Origin of the sequence: Nocardiopsis sp. L17-MgMaSL7 (genome assembly GCF_003182025.1) — a bacterium.
In the GTDB taxonomy this organism is placed as follows: Bacteria; Actinomycetota; Actinomycetes; order Streptosporangiales; family Streptosporangiaceae; genus Nocardiopsis; species Nocardiopsis prasina.
Genome location: NZ_QGTF01000007.1, coordinates 323,812 through 341,535, shown reverse-complemented (window position 1 = coordinate 341,535; position 17,724 = coordinate 323,812). Strand labels below are relative to the sequence as shown.

Genomic DNA, 17,724 nt, shown 5'->3' with positions numbered 1-17,724 from the left:
GCTCAGCCGAGCTCACCCCGGAGCGAGCGCCCGTGCAGGACGCGCAGCCGGTCCACCCAGTCGTCGTCCTCGGACGGGTGGAAGTGGTTCTGCTCGCCCCACTCACGGCTGGGCCGCCGGAAGCGGGTGGCCCGCACGTCGGCCAGGGTGCCGAACAGTCCGCTGTCCTCGAACACCGCGTTGCCCTGCCCCGGACCCACCCCGAAGTCGGTGAGGACCAGGGTCGGCACCCGGTGCGCGAGGGCCTCGACCACCGGGCTCGAACCCACCGCCACCAGGCCGCGCGCCCGGTCCAGTTGGTCGGACAGCCGCCCCGAGCGGAAGACCAGCACGTGGTCCTCGGCCAGGTCGGCCCGGACCAACGAGCGCCAGGACTCCACGAACGGGTGGCGGTTCCCCGGCTCGTGGCCGAGGTGGACCACCACCTCCAGGTCGGGGCGGCTCTCGGCCAGCTCCGTCAGGGCGAGCAGGACGCTCCTGCGCCCCCGCTCGGTGTCCGGAGCCCCGGAGTGGGCCGCGTAGACGACCCGGTCGCGCCGGGTCCCCCGGTCCGCGTTGCCTCGGCCCAGAGGAAGGCTGCCCAGCCCCACCTCGCCGCGGACGCCGAGACGCTCGCCCAAGGCGGAGTACTCGGCGACCTCGCGACGGCTGTGCGCCACGAGCAGGTCGACCCTGGAGCGGTGCAGCCACTCGCCCTCGGCCGCGGGCAGTGACAGCGCGGGCAGCGCGGACACCACCACCGGCCGGTACCGGCGCAGCACGGACCTCAGGGAGCAGGACAGCGTCTCCACGAGCGGACCGGAACAGTTGAGCAGCACCACGCCCGGGCGGTGGCGCCGGACCAGCGAGCGGACCTGGCGCGCCGTGAGCACCGGCACGCGCAGACCGGCCTGGCGGCTGCCCTCGGTCGCGTCGCGGATACGGGCCGGGGAGGGGGTGCGGTCGGTGCGGGCCACCGCGAGCCCGACGGTGGTCCCGGCCCCGGAGAGCCGGTCGAGCATGGCCACGGTGAGTCCGACCCGCTCCGAGGTGTCGGCCACCGCCAGGATCGTGGGCGCCCCGACCCGGGTAGCGGGGCGGCTCCCAGTGGGAATGAGGGTCACGAAGCCTTCTCCTTGGCGTTCGGGATGGAGACCCCAGGCTACACACGGAGAGTGACCACTCCGGAACTCATGGTTCGGGGGACGCGGACGGCGGCCGCCCTCAGGGAACGGCCGCCGTCGCGGTTCCGGTGGGCGCTACTCGCCCTTCCAGACGGGGTCGCGCTTCTCCGCGAAGGCGATCGCCCCCTCCATGGCGTCCTGGCTGACGAACACGGGGCCCGCCAGCTCGTTCTGCCGCTCCCACATCTGGTCCGTGGACCAGTCGTCCGAGGCCTGGATGATCTCCTTGGAGACCCGCAGGGCCAGCGGACCGTTGGGGGTGATCCGGGCGGCCAGGGCTCGGGCGCCCTCCAGGGCGCCGCCGCTCTCGGTGACCTGGTTGACCAGGCCCAGCTCCGCCAAGCGCCCCGCGCCGACGAAGTCACCGGTCAGGGCGAACTCCATCGCGATGTTGCGCGGGATGCGGTGCTGGAGGCGCAGCAGGCCACCGGCTCCCGCGACCAGACCGCGCTTCACCTCGGGGATGCCGAACCTGGCGTCGTCCGCCGCCACGACCAGGTCGCAGGCGAGCACCGCCTCGAACCCGCCCGCCAGGGCGTACCCCTCGACCGCCGCGATCAGCGGCTTCCTCGGGCCGCGTTCGGCGAAGCCGCCGAACCCGCGCCCCTCGACCACGGGGACCTCGCCCTGCATGAAGGCCTTGAGGTCCATTCCGGCGCAGAAGGTGCCCCCGGCGCCGGTGATGATCGCGACGTTGACGTCCTTGCGGGCGTCCACGTCGTCGAGGGCCTCGGCGATGCGCGCCGCGACCGCCGCGTTCACGGCGTTCTTCGCCTTGGGACGGTTGATGGTGATGACGGCGACGCCGTCCTCAGCCGTGTAGAGAACCTCGTCGGACACGGTATCCTCCTACTTCGGGGGCATGCGCAGGGCGCCGTCGATCCGGACGACCTCGCCGTTGACGTAGCTGACCTCCAGCAGGGTCCGGGCGAGCTTGCCGAACTCCTTGGCGGTGCCCAGGCGCTTGGGGAAGGGCACCGGGGCGGCCAGACGCTGCTTGAACTCCTCCGAGCCCGGGCCGTCGCCGTAGATGGGCGTCTCCAGGATGCCGGGGGCGATGGTGTTGACGGTGACGCCGATCGCGGCGAGGTCGCGCGCGGCCGGGAGGGTCATGCCGATCACGCCACCCTTGGAGGAGGAGTAGGCGATCTGGCCGATCTGGCCCTCGATGCCCGCGAGGGAGGCGGTGTTGAGGATGGAGCCGCGCTCGCCGTCCTCGTTGACCGGCTCGGTCTTGGCGATCTCGGCGGCCGACAGCCGGAGCACGTTGAACGTGCCGATGAGGTTGACCTGGATGACCTTCTGGTAGCTGTCCAGGTCGTGGGGGTTGCCGCTGCGGTCCACCGTGCGGGTGGCCCAGCCGATCCCGGCGCAGGAGACCGCGACCCGGAAGGGCTTGCCGGTGTCGACCGCGGCCTGGACGGCGGCCTTGACCTGGTCCTCCTGGGAGACGTCGGTGGAGACGAAGACGCCACCGATCTCCTTGGCGACCGCCTCGCCGCGCTCGGCGTTGAGGTCGGCGACGACGACGGTGGCACCGGCGGAGGCGAGTTCCCTGGCGGTGGCCTCACCGAGGCCACTGGCGCCGCCCGAGACGAGGGCGGAGATTCCGTTGAGATCCATGGCCGCACTCTACAGAGAATGTGACCCGCGCACTAGAACCGGGTTCGGTTAATCGCGGGTAGCACCGTGACCAGCGCCGTTGGAACCCGCAAGAGCGGGTATCAGCAAGGCGTGTTCTTCTGTCGTCACTCAGCGCCACCTTCCTGTCATGCGAGGAACAGCGACACTAGAGTGGCCCCAGGAATCGACCCAGGAGGATTCGATGGCCGAGCCGCTCCCCGACTGGTTCCTCACCCCGCCCGGGGGCTGGACCGCTGATGACATGGACAAACTTCCTCCGGGGGTACCCCGGATGGAACTCATCGACGGAGCGCTCGTCCTGCTTCCCCCAGACCCGCTTTCACTCGCACGTCATGCGCCACCTGGCCAACGCTCTGGAGGAAGCGGCACCGAAGAACGTCGACATCCTTCTGGAGATGACCATGAAGCTGGGCAAGTACCAGCGCCCCGAGCCCGACATCCTCGTCTACGAGTTCGAGGAGGGGAAGGACGACCACCTCGACTGGTACCGGGCCACCCACGTCCCACCCGAGGACGTGCTCATCGCGATCGAGATCGTCTCCCCGGAGTCCCGGGAGCGGGACCGCACCACCAAACCGATGAAGTACGCGGCGGCCGGGATCCCGCACTTCTGGCGGATCGAGCAGGAGGACGAAGGGCCCGCCATCCACGTGTACGAGCTCGACGGAACCGCCGCGCCCCGCTACGTCCCGACCACCATCGCCCGGGAACGGCTCAAGCTGGACGTGCCCTTCCCGATCGACGTCGACGTGCGGGCGCTGGCTCCTCGGCGCTGACGCTCACCACCGGGCCCTGCCCAGGCGCGGCTGTCGGCGACGCCTCCTCCCCCTCGGCAGGGCTTCGCGCGCGAGATCGGCCGCGCCCACCAGCCCCGCCTCGTTGCCCAGGGCGGCGGCGACCACACGGGCCTCCGGCCGGTAGCCGCGACCGGTCAGACTCTTCGCGAACGCGCCGCGCGCCGGGTCCAGCAGCAGCTCCCCCGCCTCGGACACGCCCCCGCCGATCACGAACAGCTCCGGGTCGAAGGCGGCCGCCAGGTTGGCCAGCCCCACGCCGAGCCACCCGCCCGCCTCCTCCATGAGCTCACGGCAGGCGCGGTCCCCCTTCCGGGCCAGCTCGCTCACCAGCGGCCCGGTGATCAGCGCCGGGTCCCCGCCCACCGCCTGCCACAGCACCTCGGCCACCGGGGACTCCGACCTCACCAGCTCACGGGCCTCACGAGTGAGCGCGTTACCGCTCGCGTACTGCTCCCAGCAGCCCCGGTTCCCGCACTCACAGCGGTGCCCGCCCGGCACCACCGTCATGTGACCGAACTCCCCCGCCAACCCGTACCGCCCGCGTCTGAGCTGACCGCCCAGGACGATCGCCCCGCCGATCCCCGTCCCCAGGTTCACCACCACGACGTCGTCCACACCCCGCGCCGCCCCGGCCCGTACCTCGGCCCACGCCGAGGCGTTGGCGTCGTTCTCCACCACCACGGGCAGCCCCAGGCGCACCGACAGCGCGTCCCTGAGCGGCTCCTCACGCCACGACAGGTGAGGAGCGAACAGCACCCGGGAACGGCGCTCGTCGACGAACCCGGCGGCGCCCACGCCGACGGCCCGCACCCGGTACTCCCTGCGCAGCTCGGACACGACGGACACGATCGTGTCCTCCACCACAGTGGGGCTCTTGCTGCGCTCCGGGGTCTCCGTCCGCAGCCGTGCCAGCACCCTCCCGCCCGGAGTGACCACCCCGGCGGCGACCTTCGTACCGCCGATGTCCACACCGACGGTCAGGGAGTGCCCGTACCGTGCGTCCGTCATCATGCCCGCTCCACTCCACCGGCCGGGGACCGCACGGCCCCGGTCATCCGACCCTAGGGACCGGCCCGTCCGGGCCCGCCCCACCACACCGCACACACACGAAAACGCGCACCCGGGCCGTTGTGTGCCCGGATGCGCGCAGGGATCGTGGGAAGAGCCCCTACCCGAGAGCGGTGCGCACCACCCCGGCCAGGCGCTCGGCCACGGCCGCGGCCTGCTCCTGTTCGGGAGCCTCCACCATCACGCGGACCTTCGGCTCGGTCCCGCTCGGCCGGATGAGAACCCGGCCAGTCTCGCCCAGCTCGGCCTCGGCCTTGCGTACGGCGGCGGCCAGTTCCTCGGACTCGGCCGCCTTGGACCTGTCCACGTCCGGGACGTTGATGAGGATCTGCGGCAGACGCGTCATGACCTTGGCCAGCTCCGCCAGGCCCTGCCCGCGGTGTGCCATGGCGGCCAGCAGGTGCAGACCGGTCAGCAGACCGTCGCCGGTGGTGGCGTGGTCCAGCAGGATCACGTGGCCGGACTGCTCCCCGCCCAGCCCGAACCCGCCGCGCTTCATCTCCTCCAGCACGTAGCGGTCACCGACCGCGGTCTCCACCACGGCGACGCCCTCGCGCGCCATCGCCAGTTTCAGACCGAGGTTGGACATGACCGTCACCACGAGGGTGTCCTTCTCCAGGCGCCCGGCCTCCTTGGCCTCCGTGGCCAGGATCGCCAGGATCTGGTCGCCGTCCACCACGTTGCCCTCGGAGTCCACCGCCAGGCAGCGGTCGGCGTCGCCGTCGTTGGCGATACCCGCGTCAGCGCCGTGCAGCCGCACCGCCTCCTGGAGGGACCCCAGGCTGGTGGAACCGCACCCCTGGTTGATGTTGTGCCCGTCCGGCCGGTCACCGATCGCGATGACCTCCGCGCCCGCCCGGCGCAGCGCCTCGGGGGCGACCGTGCTGGCCGCGCCGTGGGCGCAGTCCATGACGACCTTGAGACCGTCCAGGCGGTGCGGCAGGGAGTCCAGGACGTGCTGGGTGTACCGCTCCGCACCGTCGTGGGACTCGGTGACGCGGCCGACCGCGTCACCCACGGCGGGGGTCGAGGGCACGCCGAGCATGCCCTCGATCTCCTCCTCCAGAGAGTCCTCAAGCTTCTGCCCGCCCCGGGCGAAGAACTTGATCCCGTTGTCCGGGGCCGGGTTGTGGCTCGCCGAGAGCATCACGCCGAAGTCGGCGCCCAGGGCACCGGTGAGGTACGCCACGGCCGGGGTGGGCAGCACACCGACCTTGACCACGTCCACGCCAGTGCTCGCCAGACCCGCGACGACCGCGGCCTCCAGGAACTCCCCGGACGCGCGTGGGTCGCGTCCGACCACGGCCAGCGGTCGACGGTCACCGTCGGTCGCGGCCAGGACCCTCGCCGCCGCGATGGACAGTTCCAAGGTGAGCGAAGCGGTCAGGTCTCGTCCCGCGAGACCGCGTACGCCGTCGGTTCCGAACAGCCGAGCCACAGGCGACAGCCCCTTTCGAAAGCGGCACCGGAGAGAGCCGGCGCCGGTGAAGTTCAGCGTGGCGGAGAAAGCCACCGGAAAAACCAAAAGCCCGTACGCCGTCCCCGACAGAGGGACGACGTACGGGCGAAAGCTCAGCCGCGCAGGAGTCGGCGCATGAGCATTAGCGCTTGGAGAACTGCGGAGCCTTGCGCGCCTTCTTGAGACCGGCCTTCTTCCGCTCGACCTCGCGGTCGTCACGGGTGAGGAAGCCGGCCTTCTTCAGGGTCGGACGGTTGTTCTCGGCGTCCAGCGTCGCCAGCGCACGGGCGATGCCGTGACGCAGGGCGCCGGCCTGGCCGCTGGTGCCGCCGCCGTCAAGACGGGCGAAGACGTCGTAGGCGCCGTCGAACCCGAGCGAGACGAACGGGTCCTTGACCGTCTGCTGGTGGACCTTGTCCGGGAAGTAGACATCAAGCGGCTTGCCGTTGATCTTCCACTCGCCCGAACCGGGGGCGATGCGAACGCGGGCGACGGCCTGCTTACGCCGACCGGTACCGGCGCTGGGGCCGGACGCGGTGGGAACGTAGGCGGCGGTCGTCTCGTCCGACTCGCTCGTGTACTCGGAGGGGAACTCCTCCGGGTTCTCGGCGATTTCCTGCTCGACGTCTTCGATGCCGGTGGGCTCGACCACGGTTATCCTCGTGCTTCCTGTAAAAGTCTGCGAACGCCTACGCGGGCTGCTCGATCTTCTTGATTTCGAACGGAACCGGCTGCTGGGCCTGGTGCGGGTGCTCCGCACCGGCGTACACCTTGAGCTTCTTGCCCATCTGACGACCGAGGGAGCCCTTGGGGAGCATGCCCTTGACGGCCTTCTCGATGGCGCGCTCGGGGTTCTTCTCCAGCAGGTCGGCGTACGCGATCGAACGCAGACCACCAGGGTAACCGGAGTGCCGGTAGGCCCGCTTCTGCTCCAGCTTCTTGCCGGTCAGGGCGACCTTCTCGGCGTTCACGACGATGACGAAGTCGCCGGTGTCGATGTGGGGCGCGTAGTAGGGCTTGTGCTTGCCCCGAAGCAGCGTGGCGACCTGGCTCGCCATACGCCCGAGCACGAGATCGGTAGCGTCGACAACGTGCCACTGACGCTGGACATCGTTTGGTTTGGGGCTGTATGTGCGCACGATCGTTCGCCTTCGCTCTTCCAGTCGGCTGCCCCATCCCGAACGGGATGGTGGACTCGTATTAAGGAACACCCCTACGGGTGCGGGGCCGAACAGCCCCCGCGGGTGCGGGGCTGTTACTTGGCCGGATGTCCCATGTCCAATCAGGACGACCCGGTCGTGAGTGCGCAGACGATGGTGCGTGGATCGGCACCCAGCTTCGGGAGTTTGGGGCCCACGGCAACTCAACGCACAACGACGAAATACCCTACCTGTCCACCCTAACGCAGGTCAAAGCGCGCGCAGAGCCGACCGATGGGATACGTCTGGCGGGAAAGCGCCGGGACGGGTTCACATCCGTGACCTCTCCGCCTTTTATTATGCCTGTCGCCGGGAGTGCTTCGTCCTGCCCTCGCCCGCGCGTTGGTTACGCTTGCACCGAAAGGCCGGTATCCGCCCGGTACCACGGGCGGTGCCCCGCACCTTGGAGACGCCCGTCACGATCGCCGAGCGTCCGCCTAACCGGTACGAAAGCCACGAGGCGGACACAGGCCACGGGCCACGGCGAGCCGCGACCCAGTCCCACTCCCAGAGCCTTCGGAGACTCCCATCAGCACCCATCCGAACCCGCCTCAGTACGGCCCAGACGGACGACCTCTCCAGCCGGAGGCAGGCGACGGTCGGGACCTGCTCGGGGCGCCCTCCCAGTCTGACGGCCAGCATTCCACATCCGGACCGCAGTGGCCGCACGGTTCGCCCGCCGCGGGCCCCTCCGGCCCACAGTTCCCGTCGTACGCCGGTCCGAGTGGCCCGCAGGCGCCGCCGCCCGCTCCGGGCCCTCCCCCGCACGGCCAGTTCCCCCAACCCCCGCAGGGCGGCACCGGCCAGCAGGGCGTTCCCGGAGCACACAGCGGCCCCCAACCCCCGCAGCACACCGGACCCAACGGTCCGCAGGCGCCGCCGCACCACGGCGGCCCGCAGCAGGGACGACCCCCGTTCGGAGGCCCGGCCGGACCCACCGGCGGCAACCCCGGAATGGGACATCTCACTCAGAGCGGCCCCAACGTGCCCCCGGGGGCGCCCCAGGGCGGCCCGCAGGGCCCCGGGCGTCCGGTCGCGGGACCGCAGGCGCCGGGCCAGCCCTACCCCGGCCAGCCCCTGCCTCCCGGCGCGCCACACCCCGGGCAGGGTGCCCCGGTGCCCCCGCACGCGCAGGGCCGTCCACCGCAGCCCCCGCCCGGACAGCATCCGGGCCACCACCCGGATCAGCCCGGACCTCGCCCGGGACACCCCGGCACGGGTCCCCAGGTTCCGCCTGGCGCGCCCCAGGCGATGCCCACCGGCGGCCAGCCGTCCATGCGCGGGCCCATCCCGCCCCCGCCGAACTCCCTTCCCCCCGGCGCCCACGGTGCTCCCGGCGGCCCCGGAGGCCCGGGTGCGCCCGGCATGCCGCCGCACGGCGCGCCCTCGGGCGGCAACCGTCCGCCCGCCTACCCCGCGCAGCAGCCCGAGCCGCCCAGGCCCGCCGAGGATCCGGTCTTCCCGGACGACGCCATGGGCGCCACCCAGAACCTGCGCGCGGTTCCCGCCGCCAGCCCCTCCGGCGCCAACCGCCCGCTCTACCGGGACGAGGTGCCCGAGGACGCCGGGGCCGACACCGCCCAGTTCGACGTCCAGAGCGTGCGGGACGACTACGACGAGTACGACGATTACGACGACTACGACGACCGGCCCGCGCGGAAGCGGCCCCGGACCCAGCTCGTCCTCATGGGAGCGGGTTTCGTGGCCCTCCTTGCGATCGCTGGCGGCGGCGCCTTCTACTTCGGCTCCGGCGGCTCCGGCGCCACCCCGGTCTCCGACGAGGGAGCCGACTCCGGGGCCCTCGCCGCGGACGGCCTCTTCCCCGAGGAGATCGAGGTCGAGGGCCAGGGCACGTTCAGCCGGGTCGCCGTCGACGACAGCGACGACTGCGCCGCGGGTACCCACGGCGACTACGGCCAGGTGCTCGCCGACAACGACTGCCGCCAACTGGTGCGCGCCTCGTACCTGAGCGAGGACCAGAACCACGCGGTCACGGTCGGGATCGCCGCCATGCCGAGCGACTCCGAGGCCGAGACCGCTCTGGGAGCCCAGGACCTGGTCGGCGCGGAGTGGTTCGCCGGGCTGCCCGGCGATGAGGGCACCCCCGCCGAACGCCTCGGCTACTCGGGCGGCCACGGCAGCAGCGGACAGTGGGGCCGCTACCTCCTCTTCTCCCTGTCCGCCAACAGCGACGGCAGCGACGAGGGCTCCGAGGACGGCGGCGACGCCACCGAGCTGCGCGACATCGGCGAGGGGTTCATCGAGACCGTGCACGGGGCACTCGCCGACGACCGCGCCTGACGGGGCCCGGACCCGCACACGAAGACGGCGCCACCCTGGTTGTCCACAGACAGTGGACCCCAGAGTGGCGCCGTCCGGCGTTTCCAGCTCTACTTGACGTATCGGGGGGGCTTGGCTCTGCGCCCGCACCCGCATGCCCGGAGACGGCCCCGGAAGCTGCGCAGGGACCCAGCCGGAGCCCTTCGCTCTCCGCCGCAGCGGCATGCCCGGAGACGAGCGTCTACTCCGCGTGCCCCTTGCAGGGCAGCTCGCGCACGCGACGGGTGAGGCTCGCCCTGCCCGCCAGTTCCTCGTCGGCCGGGTAGCGCACCTCCTCCAGGCTCAGCCCCTGCGGACCCACCACGTGCACCGAGGAGTCGCGTACGGCGGCGCCCAGGACCCGGCCCGGCCACTCCACCCCCCGGCGTCCGTCCCCCACCGCCAGGAGCGCCCCCACGAGGGCACGCACCATGTTGTGGCAGAAGGCGTCGGCCTGGATCGTCCCCGCGATCAGGTGCGGTTCCTCCCGCACCCACTCCAGGCGCAACAGCTCACGGATGGTCGTGGCCCCCTCGCGCTTCTTGCAGAAGGCCGCGAAGTCGTGCTCGCCGACCAACAGGGCGGCGGCCTCGTTCATCCGGTCCACGTCCACCGGGTGCCGGTGCCACAGCACATCCCGCCGCCGCAGCGGCTCCACACCGTAGGGGGCGTCGCTGATCCGGTACACGTAGCGGCGGAACAGGGGCGAGAAGCGCGCGTCGAACCCCGGCGGCGCCACCCGGACGGCGTTGACCCGCACGTCCCGCGGCAGCACACCGGCGAGCCTGCGCAGCACCCGCTCCCCCTCGCTCTCCCAGGTCGCGAGCGGCACATCCACCTGCGCCACCTGGCCACGCGCGTGCACACCGGCGTCCGTACGTCCGGCGCACGTCACCGAGGCAGACGGGAGCCTCAGCACCTTCGCCAGCGCGGACTCCAGCTCACCCTGCACGGTGCGCCGGGTCGGCTGGGTCGCCCACCCGGAGAAGTCGGTTCCGTCATAGGCGATGTCCAGTCGCAGCCGGACGGTCGTCTCGTTCTCGTCCATCCCCACCCCGCATCCCTGGCGCGCCCCTCCGGACGCGCCAGGGCCACCGGCACCGCCGAGACGGTCCTGCCGGTGACCCGTGAAAAGAAGAAGTGCCCGACCCCCGCGAGGGTCGGGCACTCGACGAGCCTGGCGCGCGGGCCCTGGGCCCGGCGCACGTCGGCCCTACTTGCTCTCGGAGCTCTCCTCGGTGGCCTCGGGGGCCTCCGTGGCGGTGTCCTCGGCCGTGGCGGTCTCCTCGGCGGGAGCGGCGGCCGGAGCGGCGGGCGCGTTCAGCGCCTCGACCAGCTCGATGATGGCCATCGGGGCGTTGTCGCCCTTACGCGGACCGATCTTGGTGATACGGGTGTAACCACCGGGGCGGTTCTCGAAGCGCGGGCCGATCTCGGTGAAGAGCTCGTGCACCACGGACTTGTCCGTGATCTTGGTCAGCACCTGACGACGGGCGTGCAGGTCGCCGCGCTTGCCGAGCGTGATGAGCTTCTCGGCGTACGGACGCAGGCGCTTGGCCTTGGCCTCCGTGGTGCGGATACGGCCGTGCTGGAACAGCGAGGTGGCGAGGTTCGCCAGGATGTGCCGCTCGTGAGCGGGCCCGGATCCCAGACGGGCGCCCTTAGTAGGCGTGGGCATGGTGTCGTTCTCCTAGTGATGCGGTCCACGGCCGCACTCGGCCGGGGACCTTTGGGCGACGAAGGTTAGTACTGCTCCGTCTCGACGAAGGACTCACCCTCGTCGTCCTCGGAGCCGTAGGAGTCGGCCGCGGTGCTGGGGTCGAATCCGGGCGGGGAGTCCTTCAGGGACAGGCCCATGTCGATGAGCTTCTGCTTGACCTCATCGATGGACTTGGCACCGAAGTTACGGATGTCCAACAGGTCCTGCTCGGAGCGGGCAACCAGCTCACCAACGCTGTGGATGCCCTCACGCTTGAGGCAGTTGTAGGACCGGACCGTGAGGTTGAGGTCCTCGATCGGCAGCGCCAGGTCCGCCGCGAGCGCGGCGTCCGTGGGCGACGGGCCCATGTCGATGCCCTCGGCGTCGACGTTGAGCTCACGCGCCAGACCGAACAGCTCGACCAGGGTCTTGCCCGCGCTGGCCACGGCGTCACGGGGACGGATGGCCGGCTTGGTCTCGATGTCGACGATCAGGCGGTCGAAGTCGGTGCGCTGCTCGACACGGGTGGCCTCGACCTTGTAGGTCACACGCAGCACCGGCGAGTAGATGGAGTCGATCGGGATCCGACCGATCTCCTGGCCCTGCTGCTTGTTCTGCGTCGCCGAGACGTAACCGCGGCCGCGCTCGACCGTCAGCTCCATCTCCAGCTTGCCCTTGCCGTTCAGCGTGGCGATGTGCAGGTCGGGGTTGTGCACCTCGACACCGGCCGGCGGAGCGATGTCCGCGGCGGTCACCACACCGGGGCCCTGCTTGCGCAGGTACATCAGCACCGGCTCGTCGTGCTCGGAGCTGACGACCAGACCCTTGAGGTTGAGGATCATCTCGGTGACGTCCTCCTTGACCCCGGGCACGGTGGTGAACTCGTGCTCGACGCCCTCGATGCGGATGCTGGTGACAGCCGCACCGGGGATGGAGGACAGCAGCGTACGACGGAGAGAGTTACCGATCGTGTAGCCGAAACCCGGCTCCAGCGGCTCGATGACAAACCTCGAACGCAGGTCCGAGACGACTTCCTCGGTGAGCGTGGGACGCTGTGCGATCAACATGGTCCGTGACTTCCCTTCCACATGGCCGCCCGCTATTTGACGGCCACCGGACGGACACCACCGGAGCGGTGATGTCCCCTGTTCGGATTCCTACCCGGTCCGCCCCGCTTACCCACAGGGGGCGGTGGCGGACCGCACCACGAGGTGCCCGCGCGGTAGGAGGCGCGGGCACCGGTGCCAATCAGACGCGGCGGCGCTTCGGCGGGCGGCAGCCGTTGTGCGGAACCGGGGTGACGTCCTGAATGGAGCCCACCTCGAGACCGGTCGCCTGAAGCGAACGGATGGCGGTCTCCCGGCCGGAACCCGGGCCCTTCACGAAGACGTCGACCTTGCGGACACCGTGCTCCTGGGCGCGGCGGGCAGCGGCCTCGGCGGCCATCTGCGCGGCGTAGGGGGTGGACTTACGCGACCCCTTGAAGCCGACCTGACCCGAGCTGGCCCAGGCGATCACCGCACCGGTGGGGTCGGTGATGCTCACGATCGTGTTGTTGAACGTGCTCTTGATGTGAGCGTGCCCGTGGGCAATGTTCTTCTTTTCCTTGCGGCGCACCTTGCGCGCGGCACCCTGACGGCCCTTAGGCGGCATGAGCGAAACTCCCAGAGATCATCGGTCCGTGTGTATCTTCTCGGACGCGGTTGACAGGTCCGAGGCGGACTACTTCTTGCCGGCCTTCTTCTTGCCGGCCACGGTCTTCTTCTTGCCCTTGCGGGTACGGGCGTTGGTCTGCGTGCGCTGACCGCGGACCGGAAGGCCACGACGGTGGCGAATGCCCTGGTAGCTACCGATCTCCATCTTGCGACGGATGTCGGCCTGGACCTCGCGACGCAGGTCACCCTCGACCTGGTAGTTGGCGTCGATCCACTCGCGCAGCTTGACCAGGTCCTCTTCGGACAGCTGGTAGACGCGGGTGTTCCCGTCGACACCGGTGTTCTTCAGGGTTTCGAGGGCGCGGGTACGGCCAACCCCGAAAACGTAAGTGAGAGCGATCTCCACCCGCTTGTCGCGGGGGAGGTCAACGCCGGCAATACGTGCCATGTGGGCGAGACTCCATCCATGCATATGCGGAGGTCTGACCCGTTCCATCCTCTCGTCGCCCAATCGACGAGGCCCCGGCCTCCGACCGGGGGTTCTCCCCCGCGCGTCCTCGACGGCGGGAGATCGGAACAGGTTTTCGTTGTTTCACGTGGCCGGCTGGGGTGGTACCCCACCGGGTCCTCGCTGTGCGGAAGCCGCGACGAGCGAACCGGGGTACTAGCCCTGGCGCTGCTTGTGGCGCGGGTCCGAGCAAATGACCATGATCCGACGGTTACGGCGGATCACGCGGCACTTCGCGCAGATCTTCTTCACGCTCGGCTTGACCTTCATGGTGACTCCGAACTCATCACATCACCAGTCTTGGGCCGTGCGGCCCCTGACGGGCTACTTGTAGCGGTAAACGATGCGCCCGCGCGTGAGGTCGTACGGGCTCAGCTCCACGACGACGCGGTCGTCGGGGAGAATACGGATGTAGTTCATCCGCATCTTGCCGCTGATGTGGGCAAGGACCGTGTGCTTGTTGTCGAGCTCTACCTTGAACATAGCGTTGGGTAGCGACTCGACAACGGAACCCTCGATCTCGATGGCGCCGTCTTTCTTCGCCATGTCCTCCACGCCTCGCTCATCAATTGGTTGATCATGACAACCCGACGCGACCCCAGTGGCCTCGCATGACACGAGAGCCCGGACGACCGGAGAAGTCCTGGTCGTCAGAGCCTGAACACACTGGAAGCTCGGGCCAACTGCGAGAGAGCGTACGTCGAGTGGAATGACGTGGCACAAAGAAGGCAGACTGACCCAACAGCCCGCGTATGGGCAGTGACAGTCTATCCCCTTCGGGCAAGTACTCCTAACCGGAGGGCACAGAACCCTACACGGTCGGCGGGCGTCCTAGTCGTCGCCCTGGCCGCGCTGGGCGGCGAGCACCCCGAAGGTCACGACGGACATCATGATCCCCCACGGGCCGAGGACCCACAGGAACCAAGGGTAGCTGGCCCCGGTCGTGAAGTAGAGGATCATCCAGATGAAGAAGCACAGGAGGTTGACGCCGCCGTAGAGGACCCACGGCACCATCAGCGCGGGGTCGCGCAACCGCAGGGGCGGGGCCGCGGCGTCGGCCAGCGGGGCCAGGCCGACGTCGGCGAGGTCACGCTCGGGCAGGTCCCGGGTCACCACGGCCAGTTCCTCCACGGTCCTGGACCGGTAGGCCTGGCTGAGGCGTTCGGTGAACTCCTCGTGGTCCAACCGGCCCTGCGCGAAGTGCTCCTGGAGGAGCCCCGCCACGCGGTCCCGCTCGGAGTCGGACGTTCGTATCGACGGCACCGGTTCCGACACTGCGTACCTCGCCTCTTCACCCGTGGGTGGTCGCCACCCCCGCCGCCTCCGGCCGTGGGCCGGAGGTAACCGGGGGGTGGGTCCGCCGTCACCAGGTCGGCTGGACGAACCCCATCTGGGTGATTTTATCGCGGTTCGACTCGCGTGCGGTCAGCACCATCGGGCCGTCCGCCGTGATCGCCACGGTGTGCTCGAAGTGGGCGGCGCGACCGCCGTCCCGCGTGACGACCGTCCAGCCGTCGTCCAACTCCACCACGTCGTGCTTGCCGAGCGTGGTCATCGGCTCGATCGCCAGGCACATGCCCTCGACCAGCTTCTGGCCACGGCCCTTCTTGCCGTAGTTGAGCACGTGCGGGTCCATGTGCATCTCGGTGCCGATGCCGTGGCCGCCGTACTCACGCACGTTGCCGTAGCCCCCGTTGGCCGAGATGTGGCCGCCGATCGCGAACCCGATGTCACCCAGGCGCCTGCCCGGGTGCATCTGCGCGATCCCCTGCCACATGGACTCCTCGCACACCTCCATCATCGCGAGGTCCTCGGGCCGGGCCTCCCCGACCGCGATGGTCACCGCGGAGTCGCCGTGCCAACCGTCGAGGATGGCACCGCAGTCGATGGAGATGATGTCGCCGTCCGCCAGGACGCGCTCGGTGCTCGGGATACCGTGCACGACCACCTCGTTCACCGAGGCGCAGATCGAACCGGGGAAGCCGTGGTAGCCCTTGAAGGAAGGGATGGCGCCGGCGTCCCGGATGACCTTCTCGGCCACCGCGTCGAGGTCGAGGGTGGACACCCCGGGCCGCACCGCGGCCCGGAGGGTGTCCAGGGCGCGGGCCACGACCTGGCCCGCCGCCCTCATCTTGGCGATCTGTTCCGGCGTCTTGATCTGCACGCCCGAGTCGGCTCTACGGGACATCAGCGGGCCGACCGCTTCTCCTCGATGGCGGCCTTGGCGCGGGCCGTCACCTCCGCCACGGGACCCGTGGCGGCGATGGTGGCCAGCAGGCCCTCACCGGAGTAGAACTCGACCAGCGGGGCGGTCTGCTCGCGGTAGACCTTCAGGCGGTGCCGGATGGTCTCCTCGCGGTCGTCCTCACGCTGGTAGAGCGCGGCGCCCTCGTTGTCGCACTTGCCCTCGGCCTTCGGGGCGTCGTACTCGACGTGGTACACGCGTCCGCACTCGGGGCAGGAACGACGACCCGAGAGGCGCTTGACGACCTCCTCCTCGTCGACCCGCAGCTCCAGGACGACGTCGAGGTCGGTGCCGAGGTCGCCGAGCATCCCCTTGAGGGTCTCGGCCTGGGGGACGTTGCGGGGGAACCCGTCCAGCAGGAAACCACCCGCCGCGTCGTCCTGGGCCAGCCGGTCCTTGACCATGGCGTTCGTGACCTCGTCGGGGACGAGGTCACCACGGTCCATGAACTCCTTGGCCTTCTTGCCGAGTTCGGTACCACCGCTGACGTTGGCCCGGAAGATGTCACCGGTGGACACCTTCGGGATCGACAGCTCTTCCGCGAGGATCTGGGCCTGGGTGCCCTTACCGGCCCCAGGCGGCCCCACCAATACTGCACGCATTTATCGCAGAAAACCTTCGTAGTTCCTCTGCTGGAGGTGACTCTCGATCTGCTTCACCGTGTCCAGCCCGACACCCACCATGATCAGGATGCTCGTCCCGCCGAAGGGGAAGTTCATGTCGGCACCGGTGGCGCCGAGAGCGACCATGGGCAGGAGAGCGATCACACCCAGGTACAGCGAACCGGGGGTCGTCAGACGAGTCAGGACGTAGTCCAGGTACTCGGCGGTCGGACGCCCCGGACGGATACCCGGGATGAACCCACCGTACTTCTTCATGTTGTCGGCGACTTCAGTGGGGTTGAACGTAATCGCCACGTAGAAGAACGCGAAGCCGACGATCATGACGAAGAAGGTCGCCATGTAGACGGGGTGAGTGCCCGTGAGGAAGTAGGTCTGGAAGAACTGGGCCACCGGATGGGTGGAGTCCTGTCCGATCAGACCGACGACCAGCTGGGGAAGGTACAGAAGGGAGGAGGCGAAGATCACGGGGATGATGCCCGCCTGGTTGACCTTCAGGGGGATGTAGGTCGAGCTGCCGCCGTACATGCGACGACCCACCATACGCTTCGCGTACTGCACCGGGATACGGCGCTGAGCCTGCTCCATGAACACCACGGCGGTGATCAGGGCCAGACCGGCGAGGCAGATGATGATGAAGATCCAGACCGACCGCTCCTCGTACAGACCCATGATCGAGGAGGGGAACATCGCGATGACCTGGGTGAAGATCAGCAGCGACATACCGTTGCCGACACCGCGCTCAGTGATCAGCTCGCCCATCCACATGATGATCGCGGTACCCGCCGTCATCACGAAGACGATCGTCACCATGGTGAGGATGTCCTGGTTGGGCATGTAGACCGACGGGTCGATCGAGTTCTGGAAGAGCGCGCCGGTGCGGGCCATGGCCACGATGGAGGTGGCCTGGAGCACGGCGAGCATGAGGGTCAGATAGCGGGTGTACTGCGTGATCTTGCTCTGTCCGGCCTGACCCTCCTTCTTGAGGGCCTCCAGACGGGGGATCACCACAGTGAGCAGGTTGATGATGATGCTCGCGGTGATGTACGGCATGACCCCGAGCGCGAACACCGCCAGTTGCAGCAGGGCGCCGCCGCTGAACAGGTTCACCAACGCGTAGACGCCGGACTGGTCCTGCGCGGTGATGAAGTCCATCTGGTCCCTGATCGCCGCCGAGTCGATGCCCGGTGCGGGAATCACCGAACCCAGCCGGAAGATCGTCAGGATGAACAGTGTGAACAGCAGTTTATTGCGCAGGTCGGGCGTGCGGAATGCACGAACGAACGCACCTAGCACGTCTCCTCCTGCGCGGCTTCGGCGGCGGAACGGGTTCCAGACATCGCGGCCG

19 protein-coding genes and 1 pseudogene are annotated in these 17,724 nt (G+C 69.6%); 2 read left to right on the top strand and 18 right to left on the bottom strand.

Annotated features, from left to right (window positions below; genetic code table 11):
* Positions 1-2: 2 nt before the first annotated feature.
* The 3 genes from BDW27_RS15205 to BDW27_RS15195 all read right to left on the bottom strand — a co-directional run bounded on the left by BDW27_RS15205 (position 3) and on the right by BDW27_RS15195 (position 2,786).
* Positions 3-1,103, bottom strand: a complete 1,101-nt coding sequence (locus tag BDW27_RS15205) for a DUF6716 putative glycosyltransferase (RefSeq protein ID WP_110049750.1) — start codon at positions 1,101-1,103, stop codon at positions 3-5.
* A 135-nt stretch (positions 1,104-1,238) separates the two neighbouring features.
* The gene (locus BDW27_RS15200) at positions 1,239-2,003 is read right to left on the bottom strand and encodes a crotonase/enoyl-CoA hydratase family protein (protein WP_110049749.1); all 765 of its coding nucleotides are present in this window, start codon (positions 2,001-2,003) and stop codon (positions 1,239-1,241) included.
* A gap of 9 nt (positions 2,004-2,012) precedes the next feature.
* Complete coding sequence (locus BDW27_RS15195) at positions 2,013-2,786, bottom strand: SDR family NAD(P)-dependent oxidoreductase (RefSeq protein ID WP_017542972.1); 774 nt, start codon at positions 2,784-2,786, stop codon at positions 2,013-2,015.
* Between the two features lie 202 nt (positions 2,787-2,988).
* On the opposite strand from BDW27_RS15195, the pseudogene BDW27_RS15190 reads away from it, so the two are divergent.
* A pseudogene (locus BDW27_RS15190) lies at positions 2,989-3,583 on the top strand (Uma2 family endonuclease).
* 3 nt (positions 3,584-3,586) lie between these two features.
* On the opposite strand, the gene BDW27_RS15185 reads toward BDW27_RS15190, so the two are convergent.
* From BDW27_RS15185 to rplM, 4 genes are all read right to left on the bottom strand, one after another.
* Positions 3,587-4,615, bottom strand: a complete 1,029-nt coding sequence (locus tag BDW27_RS15185; protein ID WP_110049747.1) for an ROK family glucokinase — start codon at positions 4,613-4,615, stop codon at positions 3,587-3,589.
* A 157-nt stretch (positions 4,616-4,772) separates the two neighbouring features.
* The gene (gene glmM, locus BDW27_RS15180) at positions 4,773-6,110 is read right to left on the bottom strand and encodes a phosphoglucosamine mutase (RefSeq protein ID WP_017542975.1); all 1,338 of its coding nucleotides are present in this window, start codon (positions 6,108-6,110) and stop codon (positions 4,773-4,775) included.
* 163 nt (positions 6,111-6,273) lie between these two features.
* Positions 6,274-6,783, bottom strand: a complete 510-nt coding sequence (rpsI, locus tag BDW27_RS15175) for a 30S ribosomal protein S9 (RefSeq protein WP_017542976.1) — start codon at positions 6,781-6,783, stop codon at positions 6,274-6,276.
* A 37-nt stretch (positions 6,784-6,820) separates the two neighbouring features.
* Positions 6,821-7,270: a 50S ribosomal protein L13 gene (rplM, locus tag BDW27_RS15170; RefSeq protein WP_017542977.1), complete on the bottom strand. Its 450-nt coding sequence runs from the start codon at positions 7,268-7,270 to the stop codon at positions 6,821-6,823.
* A 1,425-nt stretch (positions 7,271-8,695) separates the two neighbouring features.
* Between rplM and BDW27_RS15165 the strand changes: the two genes are divergently transcribed.
* Positions 8,696-9,631: a hypothetical protein gene (locus BDW27_RS15165; protein ID WP_370446512.1), complete on the top strand. Its 936-nt coding sequence runs from the start codon at positions 8,696-8,698 to the stop codon at positions 9,629-9,631.
* Between the two features lie 220 nt (positions 9,632-9,851).
* Here BDW27_RS15165 and truA read toward each other — a convergent pair whose 3' ends face one another.
* The 11 genes from truA to secY form a co-directional block, all read right to left on the bottom strand.
* On the bottom strand, positions 9,852-10,697 hold the full coding sequence (gene truA, locus BDW27_RS15160) for a tRNA pseudouridine(38-40) synthase TruA (protein WP_017542979.1): 846 nt from the start codon (positions 10,695-10,697) through the stop codon (positions 9,852-9,854).
* A 165-nt stretch (positions 10,698-10,862) separates the two neighbouring features.
* Entirely contained in the window at positions 10,863-11,327 is a 465-nt protein-coding gene (rplQ, locus tag BDW27_RS15155) for a 50S ribosomal protein L17 (protein WP_017542980.1), read from the bottom strand.
* A 65-nt stretch (positions 11,328-11,392) separates the two neighbouring features.
* The gene (locus BDW27_RS15150; RefSeq protein WP_017542981.1) at positions 11,393-12,415 is read right to left on the bottom strand and encodes a DNA-directed RNA polymerase subunit alpha; all 1,023 of its coding nucleotides are present in this window, start codon (positions 12,413-12,415) and stop codon (positions 11,393-11,395) included.
* Positions 12,416-12,596: 181 nt separating this feature from the next.
* A complete protein-coding gene (gene rpsK / locus BDW27_RS15145; RefSeq protein ID WP_017542982.1) occupies positions 12,597-13,001 on the bottom strand; it encodes a 30S ribosomal protein S11 in 405 nt (134 codons plus the stop codon).
* 69 nt (positions 13,002-13,070) lie between these two features.
* The gene (rpsM, locus tag BDW27_RS15140; RefSeq protein ID WP_017542983.1) at positions 13,071-13,451 is read right to left on the bottom strand and encodes a 30S ribosomal protein S13; all 381 of its coding nucleotides are present in this window, start codon (positions 13,449-13,451) and stop codon (positions 13,071-13,073) included.
* Positions 13,452-13,667: 216 nt separating this feature from the next.
* The gene (gene rpmJ, locus BDW27_RS15135; protein ID WP_082206327.1) at positions 13,668-13,781 is read right to left on the bottom strand and encodes a 50S ribosomal protein L36; all 114 of its coding nucleotides are present in this window, start codon (positions 13,779-13,781) and stop codon (positions 13,668-13,670) included.
* A 54-nt stretch (positions 13,782-13,835) separates the two neighbouring features.
* Positions 13,836-14,057: a translation initiation factor IF-1 gene (gene infA, locus BDW27_RS15130; RefSeq protein WP_017578623.1), complete on the bottom strand. Its 222-nt coding sequence runs from the start codon at positions 14,055-14,057 to the stop codon at positions 13,836-13,838.
* A 285-nt stretch (positions 14,058-14,342) separates the two neighbouring features.
* Positions 14,343-14,786, bottom strand: a complete 444-nt coding sequence (locus tag BDW27_RS15125; RefSeq protein ID WP_110049745.1) for a DUF1707 domain-containing protein — start codon at positions 14,784-14,786, stop codon at positions 14,343-14,345.
* A gap of 88 nt (positions 14,787-14,874) precedes the next feature.
* The gene (gene map / locus BDW27_RS15120) at positions 14,875-15,699 is read right to left on the bottom strand and encodes a type I methionyl aminopeptidase (RefSeq protein ID WP_017542987.1); all 825 of its coding nucleotides are present in this window, start codon (positions 15,697-15,699) and stop codon (positions 14,875-14,877) included.
* Positions 15,699-16,358: an adenylate kinase gene (locus BDW27_RS15115; protein ID WP_193374209.1), complete on the bottom strand. Its 660-nt coding sequence runs from the start codon at positions 16,356-16,358 to the stop codon at positions 15,699-15,701. Before BDW27_RS15115 ends, map begins: the two co-directional genes overlap by 1 nt.
* Positions 16,359-17,672, bottom strand: a complete 1,314-nt coding sequence (gene secY, locus BDW27_RS15110) for a preprotein translocase subunit SecY (RefSeq protein WP_017542989.1) — start codon at positions 17,670-17,672, stop codon at positions 16,359-16,361.
* Positions 17,673-17,724 lie beyond the last annotated feature (52 nt).